This is a genomic window from Provencibacterium massiliense, assembly GCF_900169495.1.
GTDB classification, from domain to species: Bacteria; Bacillota; Clostridia; order Oscillospirales; family Ruminococcaceae; genus Harryflintia; species Harryflintia acetispora.
This window is the reverse complement of the sequence record NZ_FWCH01000012.1, coordinates 645,493-665,847: the sequence shown is the minus strand read 5'-3', so window position 1 is coordinate 665,847 and position 20,355 is coordinate 645,493. Positions and strand designations below refer to the sequence as shown.

At 61.3% G+C, this 20,355-nt stretch carries 18 protein-coding genes; 14 read left to right on the top strand and 4 right to left on the bottom strand.

Going from position 1 to position 20,355, the window contains the following annotated elements:
- The first annotated feature begins 55 nt into the window (after positions 1 to 55).
- Complete coding sequence (gene ytvI / locus B5477_RS08280; protein ID WP_079699238.1) at positions 56 to 1,132, top strand: sporulation integral membrane protein YtvI; 1,077 nt, start codon at positions 56 to 58, stop codon at positions 1,130 to 1,132.
- A gap of 81 nt (positions 1,133 to 1,213) precedes the next feature.
- Here the strand turns inward: ytvI and B5477_RS08275 are convergent, their stop codons facing one another.
- Together B5477_RS08275 and B5477_RS08270 are read right to left on the bottom strand one after the other, a co-directional pair.
- Positions 1,214 to 1,999 carry a type III pantothenate kinase gene (locus B5477_RS08275; protein ID WP_079699237.1) on the bottom strand — a complete coding sequence of 262 codons (786 nt, stop codon included), beginning with the start codon at positions 1,997 to 1,999 and terminating at the stop codon, positions 1,214 to 1,216.
- A 62-nt stretch (positions 2,000 to 2,061) separates the two neighbouring features.
- Positions 2,062 to 3,114: a hypothetical protein gene (locus B5477_RS08270; protein ID WP_117507584.1), complete on the bottom strand. Its 1,053-nt coding sequence runs from the start codon at positions 3,112 to 3,114 to the stop codon at positions 2,062 to 2,064.
- A gap of 124 nt (positions 3,115 to 3,238) precedes the next feature.
- Here B5477_RS08270 and B5477_RS08265 point away from each other — a divergent pair, with 124 nt between their 5' ends.
- The 3 genes from B5477_RS08265 to B5477_RS08255 all read left to right on the top strand — a co-directional run bounded on the left by B5477_RS08265 (position 3,239) and on the right by B5477_RS08255 (position 8,653).
- A complete protein-coding gene (locus B5477_RS08265) occupies positions 3,239 to 4,384 on the top strand; it encodes an exonuclease SbcCD subunit D (protein WP_159448980.1) in 1,146 nt (381 codons plus the stop codon).
- Positions 4,381 to 7,341, top strand: coding sequence for an AAA family ATPase (locus B5477_RS08260; RefSeq protein WP_079699234.1), 2,961 nt, complete (start codon positions 4,381 to 4,383; stop codon positions 7,339 to 7,341). Before B5477_RS08265 ends, B5477_RS08260 begins: the two co-directional genes overlap by 4 nt.
- 103 nt (positions 7,342 to 7,444) lie before the next feature.
- The gene (locus B5477_RS08255) at positions 7,445 to 8,653 is read left to right on the top strand and encodes a DUF401 family protein (RefSeq protein WP_079699233.1); all 1,209 of its coding nucleotides are present in this window, start codon (positions 7,445 to 7,447) and stop codon (positions 8,651 to 8,653) included.
- Positions 8,654 to 8,757: 104 nt separating this feature from the next.
- On the opposite strand, the gene B5477_RS08250 is transcribed toward B5477_RS08255, so the two are convergent.
- The gene (locus tag B5477_RS08250) at positions 8,758 to 9,330 is read right to left on the bottom strand and encodes a dipicolinate synthase subunit B (RefSeq protein WP_079699232.1); all 573 of its coding nucleotides are present in this window, start codon (positions 9,328 to 9,330) and stop codon (positions 8,758 to 8,760) included.
- Positions 9,331 to 9,335: 5 nt separating this feature from the next.
- Positions 9,336 to 10,214 (bottom strand): dipicolinate synthase subunit DpsA, encoded by an 879-nt coding sequence (dpsA, locus tag B5477_RS08245; protein WP_079699231.1) that lies wholly within the window; start codon positions 10,212 to 10,214, stop codon positions 9,336 to 9,338.
- A 358-nt stretch (positions 10,215 to 10,572) separates the two neighbouring features.
- Here dpsA and B5477_RS08240 point away from each other — a divergent pair, with 358 nt between their 5' ends.
- The 10 genes from B5477_RS08240 (at position 10,573) to B5477_RS08195 (ending at position 20,330) form a co-directional block, all read left to right on the top strand.
- Positions 10,573 to 10,887, top strand: coding sequence for a hypothetical protein (locus B5477_RS08240; protein ID WP_079699230.1), 315 nt, complete (start codon positions 10,573 to 10,575; stop codon positions 10,885 to 10,887).
- Positions 10,884 to 12,851 carry a V-type ATP synthase subunit I gene (locus tag B5477_RS08235; protein WP_079699229.1) on the top strand — a complete coding sequence of 656 codons (1,968 nt, stop codon included), beginning with the start codon at positions 10,884 to 10,886 and terminating at the stop codon, positions 12,849 to 12,851. Before B5477_RS08240 ends, B5477_RS08235 begins: the two co-directional genes overlap by 4 nt.
- On the top strand, positions 12,852 to 13,334 hold the full coding sequence (locus B5477_RS08230; RefSeq protein ID WP_079699228.1) for a V-type ATP synthase subunit K: 483 nt from the start codon (positions 12,852 to 12,854) through the stop codon (positions 13,332 to 13,334). It begins immediately after the preceding gene.
- 40 nt (positions 13,335 to 13,374) lie between these two features.
- Positions 13,375 to 13,971 (top strand): V-type ATP synthase subunit E, encoded by a 597-nt coding sequence (locus tag B5477_RS08225; RefSeq protein ID WP_159448979.1) that lies wholly within the window; start codon positions 13,375 to 13,377, stop codon positions 13,969 to 13,971.
- A 17-nt stretch (positions 13,972 to 13,988) separates the two neighbouring features.
- Entirely contained in the window at positions 13,989 to 14,993 is a 1,005-nt protein-coding gene (locus B5477_RS08220) for a V-type ATPase subunit (RefSeq protein ID WP_079699226.1), read from the top strand.
- Positions 14,986 to 15,309, top strand: a complete 324-nt coding sequence (locus B5477_RS08215; RefSeq protein ID WP_079699225.1) for a V-type ATP synthase subunit F — start codon at positions 14,986 to 14,988, stop codon at positions 15,307 to 15,309. The genes B5477_RS08220 and B5477_RS08215 overlap by 8 nt, the downstream gene beginning before the upstream one ends.
- Positions 15,310 to 15,351: 42 nt before the next feature.
- Positions 15,352 to 17,130, top strand: coding sequence for a V-type ATP synthase subunit A (locus B5477_RS08210; protein WP_079699224.1), 1,779 nt, complete (start codon positions 15,352 to 15,354; stop codon positions 17,128 to 17,130).
- A complete protein-coding gene (locus B5477_RS08205; RefSeq protein WP_079699223.1) occupies positions 17,127 to 18,503 on the top strand; it encodes a V-type ATP synthase subunit B in 1,377 nt (458 codons plus the stop codon). The genes B5477_RS08210 and B5477_RS08205 overlap by 4 nt, the downstream gene beginning before the upstream one ends.
- Before the next feature lie 24 nt (positions 18,504 to 18,527).
- On the top strand, positions 18,528 to 19,184 hold the full coding sequence (locus B5477_RS08200) for a V-type ATP synthase subunit D (RefSeq protein WP_079699222.1): 657 nt from the start codon (positions 18,528 to 18,530) through the stop codon (positions 19,182 to 19,184).
- Positions 19,185 to 19,364: 180 nt separating this feature from the next.
- Positions 19,365 to 20,330, top strand: a complete 966-nt coding sequence (locus B5477_RS08195; protein ID WP_341455990.1) for a substrate-binding domain-containing protein — start codon at positions 19,365 to 19,367, stop codon at positions 20,328 to 20,330.
- Positions 20,331 to 20,355: the final 25 nt, after the last annotated feature.

Sequence of the window (20,355 nt, the reverse complement as noted above, 5' to 3'; positions counted from 1 at the left end):
CCGGCAAAAATTTTGGGTATCCTCTATTAGATTATCTTGGCGGGGAGGGAACCGGATGCCGGAATTTGAAAAACGGGTAGCATTCATCGTCAACGTTCTGTTCGTTGGACTGATCGTCGCGGTGGTCCTGGTGGTGCTGCGCTTTGTGGTGCCCTGCACCCTCCCCTTCGTGATCGGGTTTCTGATCGCCTTTTTGCTCAAGCCGATCACCACCTTCATCACCCGCAACACCACCTTCCGGCGAAAGCCGGTCGCGTTGCTGGTGATCACCCTTTTCTACCTGGCGATCACCACCATCGCGCTGACCCTCTTCGCGGTGCTCTTCTCCCAGCTGGGCCGCCTCCTGGGCAGTCTGCCCGAGCTCTATTCCGAAGGGCTGGAGCCGGCGCTGGACCAGCTCAACGCCCTGGTCTACGACCTTTTGGGCTGGCTCACGCCGAGTGCCGCCACCCACCTCGAATCCCTGTCCGGCATGCTGATGGACACCCTCAAAAATACGGTGGCCGACCTGTCTGCCGCGGCTGTCGGCTGGGTCACCTCGGCCATCAAGGGGCTGCCGATGTTCCTGACCACCCTGATCTTCACCGTGATCTCCTCCATCCTGATCTCGGCGGACTATAACAAGGTCTCCAGCTTCCTGCTGCGCCAGCTTCCCATGCGCTACCGGCATATGGTGCTGGATGCGAAGGACTTCCTCTTCGGGTCGCTGCTGCGCATGCTCAAGGCCTATGTCATCATCATGGCCATCACCATGGTGGAGCTGGCGATCGGGCTGTGGGCTTTGGGGGTGGAGCTGTACATCGCCATCGCCGGGATTATCGCGCTGCTGGACATTCTGCCTTTGATCGGCACGGGGGGGATTTTGATCCCCTGGGCCATCATCGAGCTCTCGCGGGGAAACTACTTCCTGGGTGCCGGGCTTCTGGTGCTGCTGGCGGTGGTGACTCTGGTGCGGCAGTTTATCGAGCCCAAGATCGTGGGCAACCAGATCGGGCTGCACCCCATCGTCACCATCGCGGCCATGTACTGCGGATTGCGGCTCTTCGGCTTCCTCGGGCTGATTCTCGCACCCCTGACGGTCATCCTGATCAAGTATCTCAACGACAGCGGGAAGGTACAATTCTATCACTAAAAAAGCGGTGAAGCCATTTCCGGGAACTCTCCGAAGAAAGATGAGTGTTCCCTCTGGTTTCACCGCTTTTATCCTATAAAGCTATTTGCCTTTACAGCTCTTTTTGTACCGGTCGTAGATCAGCTTGAGCCCGTCGAGGGTCAAGGTGCGGTCGATGGCGTAAAAAATCCCCGGCTGCTGCTCCCCGATCATGTTGGCCAGTCCTCCGGTACCGATCACCCTTGCCTTCTCCCCCAGCTCGCGCTCAATCTGGGCGACGATATGCAATACCGCGCCGACGTAGCCGAACATCACGCCGGACTGCACGCTGCCGATGGTATTCTTCCCAATGGCGCTCTCCCGCTTCACCAGCTCCACCCGCGGGAGCTTGGCGGTCTTTTCAAAGAGCGCCTCCACCGAGATTTTCACGCCCGGATAGATCGACCCGCCGAGATAGGCCCCGTCCTTTGAGACCACGTCGAAGGTGGTCGCGGTGCCGAAATCCACAATGATCAACGGCCCGCCGTAGCGCTCGAAGGCGGCCAGAGAGTTGACCAGCCGGTCGGCCCCGACCTCCTTGGGATTGTCGTAACGGTTTTCGATCTCACAGCGGATATTCTCCCCGATCACCAGCGGGGTCAGGCCGATGTACTTTTTCATCGCGTTGCTCAGCGAATACATCACCTGCGGCACCACCGTGGTGATGATGATGTCCTCGATCTGCGCCTTGTCGATCCCGTTGATCGAGAAGAACTGCATCATGAACAGTCCGATCTCGTCCGAGGTGATCTCCCGGTTGGTCCCCAGCCGGAAGCGCGCGCGGATCCCCGTCTCTTCATAGACGCCGAACTCGATGTTGGTGTTTCCGATGTCGATGGCGAGCAGCATAATGGAAGCTCCTTTGGCGAAAGTTTCCTCTATTGTAGTCCATTTCACCCTGCCCGTCAATCTTAAAACTGCGCCTGAAAGCGGAGCTGTCCCTTTTTGATGAGGGTGTGCTCGGTGATGATCAAAGCGCAGAACAGCAAAAAGAGAGGATTGTAAAGAAAGCCGGTCTTGGAGAAGAAGAGCGCATCGATCAGCACCATCCCCAGCACCACCAGGTAGAGCAGCGGCAGGGTCCGCTGGAAGGTCAGCAGCATGAGCGCGCAGTAGCCCACGCAGAGCCAAACGGCCAGCGCCAGCGCGAAACGCACCACGCCCCCGTTGAGCAGGTCGGCAAGCAAAAAGTTGCAGACGCCGGCCGAGTGGCTCAAAGTGATGTCGTAGCCGCTCCCCCGCCCGAGGAGCATCTCGGCCGGGGCGAACTGGCGCAGCTGCCCGGCGGCGCCCGAAATGAGGCCCTGACGCTGCTCGCCCAGCACCCCGAAGACCAGGGCCGAGGGCAGCAGCCGTTCGAGCGTTTGGTAGAGCGCGGGGGCGGTCAGCGCGCATAGCCCGGTGAGCACGGTGCCCTTGAAAAGGTTGTTATACTGCGCGCTGAGAAAGAAAAAGCTGCCGGTCGCAAAACCCGCGACGATCACCTGGTAGGCCACTTTGTAATCGGGCAGCGCCACCCCGCTAAGCGCGCAGCCGGCGAGGAGAAGCCCGCAGAGGGTGATGTTCATCAGCAGATTGTCCAGCCGCTCCAGATTGACGGCGTAGAGCAAAATGCCCGCCCAAAGTACGAGCGCATAGAGCACCGTTTGCACGCCGGATAGGGTCTGCGCCTTGATGGGGGAATAGCTCAGGTTGCAGAAGTCCCAGAAGATATAAAGAAGCAGCAGCGCCGCGAGCACCCCGGCGCCCGAGAGCCGGTCGAGCAGGAAGCCCTTGATCCGGCGCAGATCATGGTTGAAGCGGGTGGCGAAGCTCAGCACCACCGCGCCCCCCAGCAGCAGAATGGCGGGCAGCAGCGCCTTTGAAAGCACCCCGCCGACAGCCGGGGCGCAGAGATATAAAAACAGGGCCATATGCAAGGTCAGGCCCAGCGTCTTCATCATCACCGGTGTTTTCAGTTTCAAGCTCCCGCCTCCCAAAATTTCTAACGTTTAGTATGGGAGCGCATGGCGGCAGCTATTCATTCCCGCTTTACGCAGGGGGGCAAGTGCGGTATGATAAGGATAGTAAATGAAACGGAGCGTACCTATGAAACTGATTCACACCTCGGACTGGCACATCGGGCGCACGCTGTTCGACTACAGCCTGCTCGAGGACCAAGCACATTTTTTGAAACAACTGGCCGACTATGCCCTCGAAATAAAGGCGGACGCCATCCTGGTCGCCGGGGATATTTACAACCGCGCGGTGCCCAGCGCCCAGGCCGTCGAGCTGCTGGACGGCGTGCTCGAGCGGATGGTGCTTCGCCACGGCATCCCGGTCATCATGATCGCCGGGAACCACGACAGCCCGCAGCGCCTCTCCTTCGGCAGCCGGCTCTTAAAGGGCGCGGGGCTGACCATCGCCGGGACTCCCGCCGCGCGGCTGGAGCGCGCCGAGCTGCCCGGCGGCGTGGACATCTACCTGCTCCCCTATTTTTATCCCGCCCAGGTGCGGCTTCTGCTCGAGGACGACGGTATCTCCACCTTCAACGACGCCTTCGCCGCGCTGATGGAGCGAAACCTCCCGCTGCTCGATCGGGGCCGCACCAACATCCTGATGGCGCACGGCTTCTTTTCCTCCCTCGGGCGGGAACGGGAGGACATGGTCTTTTCGAGCTCCGAGCTCTCGATTGGCATGGCGGACATCATGGATATCACGCTGGCCTCCGGCTTCGACTACGCCGCGCTGGGCCATCTGCACGCGCCGCAGAAGGTCGGAGAAAATGCGCGCTACAGCGGCTCGCCGCTCAAGTATTCCCTCTCGGAAAGCCTGCATAGGAAGTCCGTCACACTGCTGGAGATTGAAAACGGCAAAGTCGATATTTCCACCCATGCCTTCGAGCCGCTGCGGGATGTGCGCACCATCGCCGGCCCCTTCGAGGAGCTGGCAAACCCCGCAAATCAAATGGACAGCAGCTGCGGGGACTACGTCTACGCCAACATTTTGGGGGACGGGGCGATCCTCTTCGCCATGCAGAAGCTGCGCGCCGTCTTCCCGAATATTCTGGGGCTGAGCTTTATTACCCCGGGCCAGGAAAACGGGCAGCCCGTGCACCTGGGCGAGGACCTCTCGCAGCGTCCGGTGGAGGAGCTTTTCGGGGAGTTTTACCGGCAGATCACCGGGGAGGAGCTTTCCCCCGGGCGCGCCGGGCTCATTGAAAAGCTCTTAAAGGAAAGCAAGGTGCAGCCGTGAAGCCGAAATATCTCGAGTTAAACGCCTTCGGCCCCTTCGCCCAAAAGGAGGAAATCGACTTTTCCCGCTTCGAGCAGGACGGCGTTTTCCTGCTGAGCGGCCCGACCGGCGCGGGCAAGACCACCATCTTTGACGCGATCTCCTTCGCGCTCTACGGCGTGCCCAGCGGCGACGGGCGTGAGAGCCTTTCGCTCAAAAGCCAATACAGCCCGGACGAGGAGACCTGCTACGTGCGCTACCGCTTCGAGGCCGGCGGCCACGAGTACGAGGTCCACCGCGCGCCCAAGCAAAGCCGCTACTCCAAGCGGATCAAGGGGCTGCGCCTGGTGCCGGAGAGCGCCGAGCTGACAATCGACCAGAAGGAAGTGCTCACCGGCAACCAAAGCGTCAACGAGCGCCTCGTCGAGGTGCTGGGGATCGACCGGGAGCAGTTCCGCCAGATCGTCATGCTCGCGCAGGGCGATTTTATGCGGCTGCTTTCTTCGGACAGCAAGGACAAGGAAAAAATCCTGCGCCGGGTCTTCTCCACCGAGCGCCTCTACCGCTTCACCGAGCGGCTGCGCGAGTATGCGCTGGACATCCGCCGCCGGCAGGAGGACAACCTGCGCCTGCTGCAAAGCGTGGCGCGCTCCCTTTCCTGCGAAAACAACCCCGCCTTGCAGGAGGCATGCGCACAGGAATTACCCGATGCGGGGCGGCTTTTAGAGCTGCTGGAACGTCAGATCGAAGCGGACGAAGGGCTCCTCGCCGGGTGCGATGAAAGGCTCGGCTCCCTCGCGGCCCAACTGGCGGCGCTCGACCTGCCGGGCGCCCGGGAGCTCTGCGAGCGGTTTTCGCGGCGTGGCGAACTGGAGCAAAAAATGCAGGAGTTTTTGTCTGAGGAGCCCCGGCTAAAGAAGGCGCACCAAGAGCTTTCCCAGCTGCAGCGGGCCGTGTCCATCGCCGGGGAGCGGGTGGCCTGTGAGCAGACGGCGGTGCAGCTGGAAAAGGCGCGCCGCTCCAGGGAAGAGTATGCCGGGCAGCTGCAAGGGCTCTCCCCCGCCTTTCAGGAAGCAGAGCTGCAATACGGGCAGCTCGAAACGCTGCGCGCACGGCAGCAGGAATGTGAAGAGCGTCGCCTCACGCTGCAAGAGCAGCTCTTCGGGCTGGAGCGCCTCGATGCCTTGCGCCTCTCCTGCGCGCAGCTGGAGGGCCGGTTAAAAGAGGCCGGCCGGCGCCAGGAGCTGCTGGAGCTCCTGCTGCGCCGGTGCGAGCTGGACGAGGCAAAGGCGGCCATCGCCCGTGGGCAGGAGCTATGCCTCAGTCTGCGGGAGGCGCAGAAGAAATACCAGTCCGCGAAGGAGCGCTTCGCCCATGCGGACCGGGAATATAAAATGGGTTATGAGGCTTTCCTCGATTCCCAGGCCGGGCTGCTCGCCGCCACCCTTCTCCCCGGTTCTCCCTGCCCGGTCTGCGGTTCGCTCTCACATCCCGCCCCCGCCCCGGCGGCGCAGACGGACGTGAGCCAGGAGGCCCTGGAGCTGCTGCGCCTGCGACGGGAGGAATCCCTCTCCGCCGCCAAGGAGGCGCAGGTCGCGCTGCAGGCGGGGCTGGCGGGCCTTGGTGGAGAAGAAGCACAGGATCCGACGAGCCTCCTGCCGCTCGAGCAGAAAGAACAATCCCTTGAGGAATCCGCCGCCGCGTTACAGCGCGAGCAGGAGGTTCTGGCTGCTTCCATCGCGGCCCTCTTCGATCCCGGCAAGCTGGACGGCCCCGCCTGCCGCGACCGGGAAGCCCTGTCCCGCCGCCGCGAAGAGCTCACAAAAGAGCACTCCGGGCTCGCCGCCCGACTCGAAACAGCACGCGGGGAGGTGCAGGAGCTCGAAGCCCGGCTCTCCGTTCCCCTTTCGAAGGAGGAGGCGCAGCGGCAGATCGCCGCGCTCACGGCAAAAGCGGTTGCGCTGCGCGAGGAGGCACAGGCCATTACCAAGCGGTATCTCGAGCTTGGAAGCCAGAAGAAGAGCCTCGGGGAGCTGCTGGATTCGCTTTCGGCCCAGCTCGAAACGCTGCAGAAGGAGGAGGCCGCCTGCCGGGAGCGGTATCACTCGGCGCTGGAGCAGAACGGCTTCTCAGGCGAGGAGGAGCACGCCCGCTGCCTTGCGCGGCAGGGCGAGCTCGATGCGCTGCGCGCCTCCCTGCAATCCAGCCAGCGCCAGCGCGACGAGACGGCGGCGCAATACCGGCTGCTCTGCGACCAGCTGGAGGGGAAAACGCCGCCCGACCTTGCCGCGCTGCAGGAGGCGGCGGGAGCGCTGCGCGCCCAGCAGCAGGAGCAAGCCGGCGAGCGGGACCGGCTCCTCTCCTGCCTCTCGCTCAACCGGGCAGGACGCGAGGAAGTTGTCCGGATCGCCGGCAGCAGCGGCAGGCTGGATGCGCAGTATCTCGATGCGGGCGCGCTGGGCGCCCTGGCCAGCGGCAACAACCCTCAAAAGCTGACCTTCGAGCGGTATGTCCTTGGGCGGTACTTCGATGACATCCTGTCGGTGGCAAACCTGCGCCTGCGGCAGATGACCGCCGACCGGTATGCCTTCCGGCGGCGGGAGGGCCGCTCGAGCTATATTTCGAACACCGGGCTTCAGATCGACATCCTCGACGCCTACACCGGCAAGCTGCGGGCGGTGGGTACCCTCTCGGGTGGCGAGAGCTTCAAGGCCTCGCTGGCGCTGGCGCTGGGGCTTGCGGACGTGGTCTCCCACTACAACGGGCGGGTGAACATCAGCACCATCTTTATTGACGAAGGGTTCGGCACCCTCGATGCGCAGTCGCTGGAAAGCGCGATGGAGGTCCTGCTCTCCCTGCGCGAGGGCGGGCGGCTGGTGGGGATCATCTCCCACGTTCCCGAGCTGCAGACCATGATTGCCCAAAAGATCTCGGTCATCCCCTCCCCACAGGGATCCACGCTGAAAATCCTTTCCTGACCCCTTCCCGGCGGGCTATCAAATTTATAAGTATTGACAGCGGGCGTTTTCTTCTCTATGCTTTTCTATCAAGAACGCATGTAAGAATGGAGCGGGGAAACTTATGCCGATAGAAATCGTCTACCTGGGGATCGTTTTTCTTGTGATCGTCCTGCTGCTCGGCTTTCGCCGTCCGCTTTACCAGGCGATCCTGGGTGGGCTACTGGCCGCCGCGCTGCTCTACCGGATTCCCCCGGCCGCCTTGCTGCGGCAGACGGCGAAGGTATTCGCCGACTGGGATTCCCTCTCGGTCCTGGTCTCGCTCTACCTGATCACCTACCTGCAGCGCATGCTGGAGGCGCGCAGCCAGATCAAGCTGGCTCAGCAGGACCTCAATGGCCTGCTCCACAACCGCCGGGCCAACGCGGCGGGCGCGCCGCTGTTCATCGGGCTTCTGCCCTCCTCGGCCGCCATGATCCTGTGCGGGGACATCGTCAAGGACTCCACCGATGACTACCTGAGCCCCAAAGAGCAGGCGTTCACGGCCAGCTGGTTCCGCCATATCCCGGAGAGCACCCTGCCGACCTATTCCGGCGTGCTGCTGATGGCCAATCTCTCCGGGGTCTCGCTGCCGACGTTCATGCTCGGCATGATCGTCCCGGTCTCGGTGCTGGCGTTGCTCGGATACTTCTATTGCCTGCGCCGGCTGCCCCGTGACCCCGGAACCCCCCGCAGCGAAAACCGGCTGCGGGATGCGCTGAACCTCGTGCGGCACCTGTGGTCGCTGTTGCTGATCCTCGTCCTGATCCTGGCTTTTAAGCTCACCGTCGTCCTCTCCGTGTTGATCGTGATCGCTGCCTGCGCCCTCGTCTACCGCTTCCGCATGAGGGAGCTGCTGCCTATGTTTCGCAGCGCGATCGAAAAGAATCTGCTGCTCAATACCTTCCTGGTGCTGGTGCTCAAGGAATACATCGCCTACAGCGGAGTGCTGCAAATGCTCCCCGACACGCTGTCCCGCCTGCCGATCCCGCCTTATCTGGTCTTCGCGCTACTCTTCTTCCTGGGCGGGATCATCAGCGGCACCAATGGGATCATCGCGCTGGGCACGCCGCTGGCCTTCGCCGCGATCCCCGGCGGCATGCCGCTGATGGTGCTGCTGATGTGCATGTGCCACGCGGCAAACCTGATCTCCCCCACCCACGTCTGTCTGGTGGTCGCGGCGGAATACTTCCACATTACCTTGGGGGAGCTGGTGCGCAAGACGCTTCCAATGGTGCTGCTGTTCAGCGTACTGATGGTGGGCTACTACCTGGTCTTGACCATGGTGATTTAAAATTACATAAAAATGGGCCCGCCGCGGATACTCCGCGGCGGGCCCATTCTTAAGGGTTTTGTGTTTGACCTGCTTCCCTTTTGTGCAAGATAGCAAAAAGGGGGTTAAAAAATAACGGGCTGCAGCTGCAGTCCCTTGAGCGCGCACTCCAGCGCCTGGGGAATCTGGCCGAAATCCGCGACGATGGACTGCGGCTTCTTGAGCGGGTCGTCCTGGCGCATGGGCACAAAGTAGATGTTCTTCTGATTGAGCAGCACGCCGATGTTCTTGGCGGACGCGCCGAGGGCGTCGTTGGTCGACACCGCCAGCACCACCGGACGCTGGTTGCGCAAATGGGCCTTGACCGCCATGGTCACCGAGCTGTCGGTGATCCCGTTCGCGAGCTTGCCCAGCGTATTGCCGGTGCAGGGGGCGACCACCAGAATGTCGAGCAGGGCCTTGGGGCCGATGGGCTCCGCTTCCTTGATGGTATGGATGATCTTATGTCCGCAGATTTCCTCGATCCTGTCGATAAAATCCTGCGCCTTGCCAAAGCGCGTATCCGTTTCATAGGACATCGCCGACATGATGGGAAACACGTCGTAGCCGAGGTCTTTGATCGCCTCGATCTGGGGGACCGTTTTGCCAAACGTGCAAAACGACCCGGTCATTGCGAAGCCGAGCCTTATGCGATCCATGAAATTCAGGCACCTCTTTCCTCCAAAATATTAAATACCGTATCCTTGATGATCTGTGCCGCGCTGATCGGCGCGACCTTGCCCGGGAGGGAGAGCGCCCAGATTACCCGAATCCCGAGATGCCGCGCCGCATCCAGGTCCACCCCGCCCGGCTTGGAGGCCAGGTCGATCAGCAGGCAATCCTTATGTAGAGCACACAGCACTTCCTCGTTAAAGAGCTTGACGGGGACGGTGTTGAAGATGATCTCCTGGCTGGCTGCGGCTTCTTTGAGCTTCGCCATCGGCACCGGTTCGGCGCCCATCAGCTTGATCCAGGCCAGGTCCCCCTGCTTTCTGGCGGCGACGCTCACCTTTGCCCCGCAGGCTAGCAGCAGAGCCGTCATCGCCCTGGATACCCTACCGAAGCCGGTGACGAGGCACTTCGAGCCGAAGATGGTCTTGGCCGTCTCCTGCATGGCGATGCAAAGCGCCCCCTCGGCGGTCGGCACGCAGTTGCGCACGATCATCTCCTCGCGCTGGTAATAGTCCAGCACCGCAAAACCGTATTCCCGTGCGAGCGCACACACATCTTCGCTTGCCATGCCGCCCAGCAGCAGCGCCTTCTTGTTTAAAGCGCGCAGGCAGGCCTTAAGCGCCGGAGGCTCCTTGGCGAAAGGCGCGTTGACCGCCGTGCCGTCCACCGTCAGCGGCAGCGGGAAGATCGCGACGTCGCATTTTGCCAGCGTACCCGCCAGGTCGGCGGTGCAGCAAACCTCATCGGTCAGCTCCACGCAGTCGTCGAATCCGAGCGCATAAACCTCATATCCCTCTCCCGCCAGCAAATTGGCCAGGCAGCTCTGTCGCAGGTCCCCGCCGACGAGCGCGAAGCAAAGATCCTTCCTCATATTAGTAACCCCTATCGTATCTAGTGATCCATCCCGCTAAAGTCTTGGCGCGTCGACGCGGGCAGTGCAGAATCCCCCTTCGGGGCCGCCGGCCCGCTCGCGGGAATCTGCTGGTATATCCTATGAATCAGCCCGGATATGGGTGCGTGCCCCCCGTTTTTTGAGCCCGTTTCCCCCGCCAGACAGGATGGGAGCATTTTTCTTTGACAAATTACAGACAATTACCAGATTTTGTTGACTATTCAGGTAATTTTTTATATTATAGAAACATGCGTGAATCTACAAGATATAGTGGGCTTTTCTCTGGGTTCTGCCTTTTTTTGTGGATTTACAGTTTCGGGTAAAGGTGGTGATACTCTTGCAAGAGGTCATGAATAAAATCGTGGAGACCGAGCAGCAGGCGCAGTCCATGCGCACGGCGGCGCAAAACGAGGCGAAGGCCGCGCAGGCCGAGGCGCTGCGGCAGGGCAAGGAACTGCTGGAGCATGCGCGCAAGGCCGGAAACGAGGAGGCGGCAAAGCTCATCTCGCAGGCCGAAGCCGAGGCGCAAGCGCTCCTTGCAAAAAGCGAGCAGCAGGCGGCCGAAAAGGCGCGCCGGCTGCGCGGGGACAGTGAGGAAAAGATGCGCGCCGCGGCACGGTTCGTGATGGAAAGGATTGTAGATAGCGTATGATTTTAAAAATGGAAAAGCTCATACTCTATGCGCTTTCCGAGGACAAAAAGGAAATCCTGGACCGGCTGATGGGACTGGGCTGCGTGCAGATGATCTCGCCGGAGCAGATCGAGGATTACGAGGCGCTCAATTCCCTTTCCAAACGGGACGACCCGTCGGTCTATGAGTATGAGACCAAGCTCTCAGAGATTTCCTCCGCATTGTCGGTGCTGCTCGAATACGAGCCCAAGGCGGGGCTCTTCACCCGCAAAAATGAGCTTGCGCTGCACGAGCTGCTCGATCTCGAAGGGCTCGGGGAGGCGCTCACCCGCGCCTCGGGAATTCGCGGCATCGTCGACAACATCGCGGAGGTCAAGTCCTTCCAGTCGCAGGACCTCTTCACCCGGCAGGCGCTGGAGCCCTGGGCGGACCTGGATGTGCCGATGGACAAGCTGTCCACCCGCTGGTGCAAGGTTCTGCTCTTCACCCTTCCCCGGGAGACCGACCTCGATATGCTCAAAAGCGAGGCCGCTTCCCTCTCCTGCGTGGTGGAGCTCGTTTCGAGCGACGCCGATCTGCACTATGTTTCGGCGCTCGCACAGAAGGGCGGCCTCGACGAGGTGCAGCAGCTCTTTAAAGAGAAAAACGGCCTGGCCGTCACGCTGCCGGCGCTCACGGGCACGGTGAAAAAGGCGATCGCGGACATCGACAAACGCCTGGAAAGCTATCAGACCAACCACGACGCCCTGATCGAATCCCTCAAGGAGGAGGCGAAGGACACTTCACTGCTCAAGAGGGCCTACGACCAGCTCGGCACCGCCATCACGCAGCAGCGCGCAAAGCAAAACCTGCTGCTGACCGCAGAGGCTTTCCTGGTGAGCGGCTGGGTGACCGAGGCGGACAAGCAAAAGGTGGAGAGCGCACTGGAGTGCTACACCTGTTACTACGAATTCCAGGAACCCGGGCCGGATGAAATGCCCCCGGTGCGTTTCAAGAACAACCCCCTCGTCGAGCCCTTCGAGGCCATCACCGAGATGTACGGCCTGCCCGCGCCCGACTCGGTGGATCCTAACCCCTTGATCGCGCCCTTCTTCTTCATCTTCTTCGGGATGATGCTCTCCGACGCGGGCTACGGACTGCTGCTGGTGCTCGCCGGGTTCATCGTCGCCCACCTCATGCCCAACAAGGAGGGGCTGGGCTACAAGATGTTCCGCCTGATCGGGCTTTGCGGTATATCGACCGTCGTCTGGGGCGCCATCTATGGCGGCTGGTTCGGCGACGTGATCACCGTCTTTGCCAAAACCTTCTTTGGCAAGGAGATCGTGGTGCCCGCCCTGATCAATCCCCTGGAGGAACCGATGACCATCCTGATCATGTCGATGGTTTTCGGCGTCATCCATATCTTCGTCGGCATGGGGGTCAACGCCTACCTGCTCATCAAGCGCGGCAAGGTGCTGGACGCGATCTTCGACATCGGCTTCTGGTACCTGGTGCTCATCGGGCTGGGGCTGCTCCTGGTCGGTATGGTCACCGGCGGCGGGATCGTCTCGGAAATCGGCAAGTGGATGGCCATCCTCGGCGCCGTGGGGCTGCTGCTCACCGGCGGGCGGGAAAAGCCCTCGATCTTCGGCAAGATTACCGGGGGGCTGGGGAGCCTTTACAACATCACCAGCTATTTTTCGGACATCCTCTCCTACTCCCGCATCCTGGCCTTGGGCCTTGCGACCGGCGTCATCGCCATGGTGGTCAATATCCTGGCGACCATGACCGGCAGCGGGATCATCGGATTCCTGGTGTTCGTGGTGGTGTTCGCGTTCGGCCACCTTTTGAATCTGGCGATCAACGCGCTGGGCTCCTACGTGCATACCTCACGGCTCCAGTATGTGGAGTTCTTCGGCAAGTTCTATGAAGGCGGCGGCAAGCCGTTTCTCCCCCTCAGACCCAATACAAAATACAATCTGGTTCATTCGAAGGAGGACAATTAAATGTTTGATTTTCTGCAGAACGGTAACTTCTGGGCATATCTCGGGATCGCGGTCGCGGTCATCTTCTCCGGCATGGGCTCGGCCAAGGGCGTTGGGCTGGTCGGCCAGGCTTCCGCCGGCGTCATCACCGAAGACCCCGACAAGTTCGGCCAGCTGCTCGTGCTCCAGGCGCTGCCCGGAACCCAGGGCATTTACGGCTTCCTGATCGGCTTCATCGTCATGCTCAATTCCGGCATGCTCGGCGGTGCGGTCAGCCTTGACCTGGGGCTCGGCACCGCGGTCTTCGCCGCCTGCCTGCCGGTCGGCATCGTGGGACTCGTTTCCGGTATCCATCAGGGCAAGGTCGCTGCGGCCGGCGTTTCGATCGTCGCCAAGCGCCCCGACCAGGTCGCCAAGGCGATCGTTTCGGCCGCTCTGGTCGAGACTTATGCGATCCTCGCCTTCCTGATCTCCATGCTGCTCATCTTCAACATGCCTTTCTAAATGAAAACAGATTACACAAACAGAAAGGTGGTGTTCCCGGTTGAACGGTTTAGATAACCTGACTCAAAAGATCCTAAGCGATGCCAAGGGATACGCCGGCGAGGTCAAGCAGGCGAGCGACGAAAAGGTCGAAGAGCTCCTGCTCGACTACAATGCCCAGGCGGACGCCCTTAAGGCGGACCTGGCGGCCACGGCCAAAGAGGAAGCCAAGAATATCCTCAGCCGCGCGCAGTCCCAGGCGGCGCTCGGTGAGCGCAACGAGCTGCTGCGCGCGCGGCGCGCGGTCATCGACGACGTCTTTGCCACCGCGGCAGACGAGCTCGTAGGCCTCCCCAAGGAGGACTATGTCGAGCTGCTCGCCAAATTGGTCGCCAAGTACCAGACCGGCCCCGCCGAAATCATCCTCAATGAGCGGGACGCCGAAGAGATCGGCGCCGACCTGCTTAAAAAGATCGTGGTCAATAAGATCAAAAATATCGACATTTCCTTAATCAAGATTTCCAAAACCCATGGCAATTTCAAGGGCGGGCTCATCCTGCGCCAGGGGGATATCGACACCAACTGCACCGCCGAGGTGCTCTGTGAGGGCAGCCGCCATCAGCTTGAACCCGAAGTGATCAAGCTGCTCGGATTTTAAGGCGGGAGGGATATAATTTGAACAAGATCCATGACGTGGATTACCTCTACGCCACCGCCCGGCTGCGCGCGCTGGAAAAGAACATGCTCACCGGCCGCGACCTCGAGAAGATGGTGGACGCCTCCACCCTCGAGGAAAGCTACAAGATCGCAAACGACATCTCCCTGCACTCCCGGCTTGAGGCGGCCGAATATGAACAGGCCATCGGCGACATGCTTTCCGGCGCCTACGACCTGGTGGGCGAGCTGACCGGCGAGAGCGAGGTGCTCTCGGTTTTCCGCTACAAGTACGACGGGCACAACCTTAAGGTGATCATCAAATCCCAATCCCTCGGCAGCGATCCGCTAAGGTCGATGTCCCCGCTCGGCACGGCGCCGAAGGAAGAGCTGCTGCGCGCCTTCCGGGAGCGTCGGCTCGACATGCTGCCCGAGCGTCTGGCAAATGCCGCCTTCGAGGCGAGCGAGGCGCTCGCCAAGAGCGGAAATCCTCAGACGGTGGATATTCTGATCGACCGCGCGGTGCTCGAATGTATGCTGGCGAAAGCAGAAGAGATCGGCTTCCCCTTCCTCACCGAGCTGGTGCAATCCCAAATCGACATCGAAAACATCCGCACCGCCGTGCGCCTCAAACGGATGAAGCAGGAGCTGCCCGCGCTGCAGCGGCTTTTCCTCGACGGGGGCACCCTGGACGCGGCACGGCTCTACGAGGCCTTCGAGGCCGAGGGGTTCGACGCCATGCGGGACATGCTCTACATCACCAGGTATTACTCCCATTTCGCGCCCCTCTTCGATACCCTCTCCGGACGGGGCAGTTCGCTGACCGCCTTCGAGAAGGGAGCGGAAAACTATATCATTTCCCTGCTCAAGGGTGCAAAGCTCGTCGCCTTCGGGCTCGAGCCGGTCATCAGCTACCTGCTGGGCAAGGAGAACGAGGCCAAGGATATCCGGATCGTGCTCGCCTCCAAGGAGGCCGGGGTGGAAAGCAAAAATATCAGCGAAAGGTTGAGGGATACCTATGCGTAAAAAGATTGCCGTCATCGGCGACAAGGAAAGCGTACTGGGTTACCGCGCGGTCGGCTTTCATACCTATGAGAGCGAAGGGCCCGCCCCGGACCGGCAGCTGATCGACCGCCTGGCCAAGGACGAATACGGGGTGATCTTCATCACCGAGCAGGCGCTCTCCCCCATCATCGACGTGCTGGACAAGTATAAGGACGAGAAGATCCCCGCCATCATCCCCATCCCCTCGAAGGACGGGACCCTGGGGCTCGGGATCAAAAATGTCAAGTCCAGCGTCGAGCGGGCCGTCGGCGCGGATATCCTCTTTAAGGACGAATAACCCCCCGGCGCTTATGAACAAACAGAAAAGTAGGTGAAAATATTGAGCCAAGGCAAAATAGTCAAGGTTTCGGGTCCGCTGATCGTCGCCGAAGGCATGCGCGATGCGAACATGTTCGACGTCGTGCGCGTCGGCCGCGAAAAGCTGATCGGAGAAATCATTGAAATGCGCGGCGACAAGGCCTCCATCCAGGTCTATGAGGAGACTTCGGGGATAGGCAAGGGCGACGAGGTGGTCTCCACCGGCGCTCCCCTTTCGGTCGAGCTGGCACCCGGCCTGCTGCAGAATATATTCGACGGCATCCAGCGCCCGCTGGAGGTGCTCAAGGCAAAAACCGGTTCCAATATTACCCGCGGTGTGGACGTCACATCGCTGGACCACGAAAAGAAGTGGGAGTTCGTCCCCACCGCCAAGGTGGGCGACCATCTGGTGGCGGGCGACATCCTGGGCACGGTGCAGGAGACGGTGCTCATCAGCCAGAAGATCATGGTCCCCTTCGGCGTGGAGGGCGAACTCGTCTCGATTGAAGCGGGCGAGCACACCATCGTCGAGCCGGTCGCAAAAATCAAAAAGGCGGACGGCAGCGAAGTCGAGGTCCAGATGCTCCAGCGCTGGCCGGTGCGCCGCCAGCGCCCGACCAAGGAGAAGCTCGCGCCCGACGCTCCGATGATTACCGGGCAGCGGGTCATCGACACCATCTTCCCCATCGCCCGCGGCGGCACCGCGGCGGTGCCCGGCCCCTTCGGCAGCGGCAAGACGGTGGTGCAGCACCAGCTGGCCAAGTGGTCGGACGTCGACATCGTGGTCTACATCGGCTGCGGCGAGCGCGGCAACGAAATGACCGACGTGCTGCTCGAGTTCCCCGAGCTCAAGGACCCCAAGAGCGGCCAGTCCCTGATGTGCCGCACCGTGCTGATCGCCAACACCTCGGACATGCCGGTGGCGGCGCGCGAGGCGTCCATCTATACGGGGATCACCATCGCGGAATACTTCCGCGACATGGGCTACTCGGTGGCCATCATGGCCGACTCGACATCCCGGTGGGCCGAGGCGCTGCGCGAAATGTCCGGGCGGCTCGAGGAGATGCCCGGCGAAGAGGGCTACCCCGCCTATCTGACCAGCCGCCTGGCGCAGTTCTATGAGCGCGCGGGCAAGGTCGTCTGCCTCGGGCAGGACGACCGCCAGGGGACGCTCACCGCCATCGGCGCGGTCTCCCCGGCCGGCGGCGACAACTCCGACCCGGTCGTGCAGGCGACGCTGCGGATCGTCAAGGTGTTCTGGGGGCTCAACTCCGACCTTGCGTATAAGCGGCACTTCCCGGCCATCAGCTGGCTGGACAGCTATTCGCTCTACCTCGACGTGGTGGGCGAGTGGATGAACAAGAACGTGGACGAGAGCTGGACAAACTTCCACGAGGAAACCATGAAGCTCTTACAGGAGGAGGCCGAGCTCGAGGAGATCGTCAAGCTGGTCGGCTACGATTCCCTCTCCGCCCCCGACCGCCTGACGCTGGAGGCGTCCCGCTCGATCCGCGAGGACTACCTGCAGCAGAACGCCTTCGACGAGGTGGATACCTACACCTCGCTGCGCAAGGGCTTCCTGATGTTGAAGCTCGTGCTGCTCTTCTATCAAAAGAGCAAGGAGGCGCTGGAGGGCGGCGCCGGTATCAACGACATCTTCACCATGGAGGTGCGCGAGCGGATCGCAAGAGCCAAGTACATCCATGAGGGCGAATTCGAGCAGTACTACAGCGACACCGTCGCCGAGATGGACAGCTCCTTTGGCGAGCTGATGAGCAAAGAGGAGGCGAGCGCAGAATGATCAAGGAATACCGCACCATACAGGAAGTCGCCGGCCCCCTTATGCTGGTCAAGGACGTCGAGGACGTCACCTACAACGAGCTTGCCGAGATCGAGCTGCCCGGCGGCGAGATCCGCCACTGCAAGGTGCTGGAGGTCAACGGCAACAACTGCCTGGTCCAGCTCTTCGAGTCCTCGGCCGGGATCAACCTCGAGCACAGCAAGGTGCGCTTCCTCGGGCACAGCATGGAGCTGGCCGTCAGCGAGGATATGCTCGGCCGGGTCTTCTCCGGCATGGGCGAGCCGATCGACGGCGGCCCCGAAATCATTCCGGACAAGCGCCTCGACATCAACGGCGTGCCGATGAACCCGGCCGCGCGCGACTACCCGGACGAGTTCATCCAGACGGGGATCACCGCCATCGACGGGCTCAATACCCTGGTGCGCGGGCAGAAGCTGCCGATCTTCTCCGGCTCCGGATTGCCGCACGCCAAGCTGGCCGCGCAGATCGCCAGACAAGCCAAGGTGCTCGGCAGCGGGAGCAAGTTCGCCGTCGTCTTCGCCGCCATCGGCATCACCTTCGAGGAGGCGGACTTCTTTATCTCCGACTTCAAGCGCACCGGGGCGATCGACCGCACCGTGCTGTTCGTAAACCTGGCCAACGACCCGGCCATCGAGCGCATCTCCACCCCGCGTATGGCGCTGACCGCCGCGGAGTACCTGGCGTTTGAGAAGGACATGCACGTGCTGGTCATCCTGACCGACATCACCAACTACGCCGAGGCGCTGCGCGAGGTTTCCGCCGCGCGCAAGGAGGTCCCGGGACGGCGCGGCTACCCCGGCTACCTCTACACCGACCTGGCGTCCATCTATGAGCGCGCCGGGCGCAAGACCGACTCGAAGGGGTCGATCACCATGATCCCGATTTTGACCATGCCGGAGGACGACAAGACCCATCCGATCCCCGACCTGACCGGCTACATCACCGAGGGGCAGATCATCCTTTCGCGCGAGCTCTACCGCAAGAACGTGCTGCCGCCGATCGACGTGCTCCCCTCCCTGTCCCGACTCAAGGACAAGGGCATCGGCGCCGGAAAGACCCGTGAGGACCACGCCAACACCATGAACCAGCTCTTCTCGGCCTATGCCCGCGGCAAGGACGCCAAGGAGCTGATGACCATCCTGGGCGAGGCGGCGCTTTCGGACATCGACAAGCTGTACGCCAAGTTCGCGGACGAGTTTGAAAAGCAGTACGTCTCCCAGGGCTTTAACACCAACCGCGACATCGGCGAGACCTTGGAAATCGGCTGGAAGCTGCTCTCCATCCTGCCCAGGAGCGAGCTCAAGAGGATCAAACCGGAGTTTATTGAAAAATATCTTCCGAGCGAGAAATAGCGGGAAGGGAGGATTGGTCACACAATGGCTACCATGAATGTCAGCCCGACCCGTATGGAGCTTACCCGCCTCAAGAAACGCCTCAAGACCGCCACCCGCGGGCATAAGCTGCTCAAGGACAAGCGGGACGATTTGATGAAAAAGTTTCTCGAGCTGGTGCGCAAAAACAAGGAATTCCGCGAGATCGTCGAGCAGAAGATCATGCGGATGTATTCCGGCTTCGCGGTCGCTTCGGCGGTCATGTCCCCCGAGATGCTCGAGGAGGCGCTCATGCTCCCCAAGGAAAGCGTGGAGCTCAACGTCGAGACCAGGAACGTGATGAGCGTCAACGTGCCGGTTTTCGAGTTCTCGACCGACGTCGAGAATCTCTCGGACATTTACTCCTACGGCTTCGCCTTCACCTCGGGCGAGCTCGACAGCTCGGTGGCGGCGCTGCAGGACGTGCTGCCCTATCTGCTGCAGCTCGCACAGATGGAGAAGAGCGCCCAGCTGCTGGCCGAGGAGATCGAAAAGACCCGCCGGCGGGTCAACGCCCTGGAGTATGTGCAGATCCCGATGCTGCAGGAGACGATCAAGCACATCTCGATGAAGCTGGACGAAAACGAGCGCGGAAACCTTTCGAGACTGATGAAGATCAAGGATATGATGGTCGAACAGTCCCGCCAGACAATGGAAAACTGAATTTGTAAGAAGCCCCTTCACCTTTGTAAAACGCAGGTGAAGGGGCTTCTTTTTGTGTACGGGAGTTTCGGAGTTTTTAAGGTTCCCATTCTTTTTACCCCAATTTTACAAACGTTCCCTTACTCTTTTACATTGCTGCCTTATACTGGACCTGCAATGAAAAGAAAGGTGGAAAAACAATTGAAAAAGACGATTTCCGGCTTATTGGCCCTTTCCCTGCTTTGTTCCATGCTGGCCGCCTGCTCCGGGAGCGGCGAAACCTCCTCCGCTTCCGAGAGCGGCGCGCCCGCGTCCACGGCTCCGGTCTCCAGCGAGACGCCGGGCGATCCTTCTAGTGAGGAGACCTCCCCTGAGGACGCCGGGGCGATGTCCGGCGCGATCACCGTCATCTCCCGTGAATCCGGTTCCGGCACCCGCGGCGCTTTCATCGAGCTTTTCGGCGTCGAGGTCAAGGACGACGCGGGCAACAAGAGCGACACCACCACTCCCGAGGCGATCGAGGTCAACTCCACCAACGCGGTGCTCACCGGCGTCGCGGCGGATAAGAACGCGATCGGCTACGTCTCCCTGGGATCCCTGGGCGACACGGTGAAGGCCCTGGACATCGACGGCGCGAAAGCCAGCGCCGAGAACGTCGCCTCCGGTACATACAAGGTGGCCAGACCCTTCAACATCGCCACCAAGGGTGAGGCGAGCGGCCTTGCCAAGGATTTCATCGACTTTATTCTCAGCGCCGAGGGACAGGCGGTCGTCGAGGAGAGCGGTTACATCAAGGTCGGCGAGCCCGCCCCCTTTGCCGGCAGCAAGCCCGAGGGCAAGCTGGTCATCGCCGGTTCCTCCTCGGTCACCCCGGTGATGGAAAAGCTCAAGGAGGCATATCTTGCGATCAATTCCGCCGCCACCATCGAGATTCAGCAGAGCGATTCCACCTCCGGCATGCAGGCGGCTCTGGACGGGACCTGCGACATCGGCATGGCTTCCCGCGAGCTCAAGGACACCGAAACCGCAGAGCTGAGTGGTATCCAGATCGCCCTGGACGGCATTGCGGTGGTGGTCAACACCGAGAACCCCCTCACCGCCCTGAGCAGCGAGAATGTCAAGGGAATCTACACCGGCGGGATCACCGACTGGTCCGACGTGAAATAGCCCTCCCACAAACGACAATGGGCCG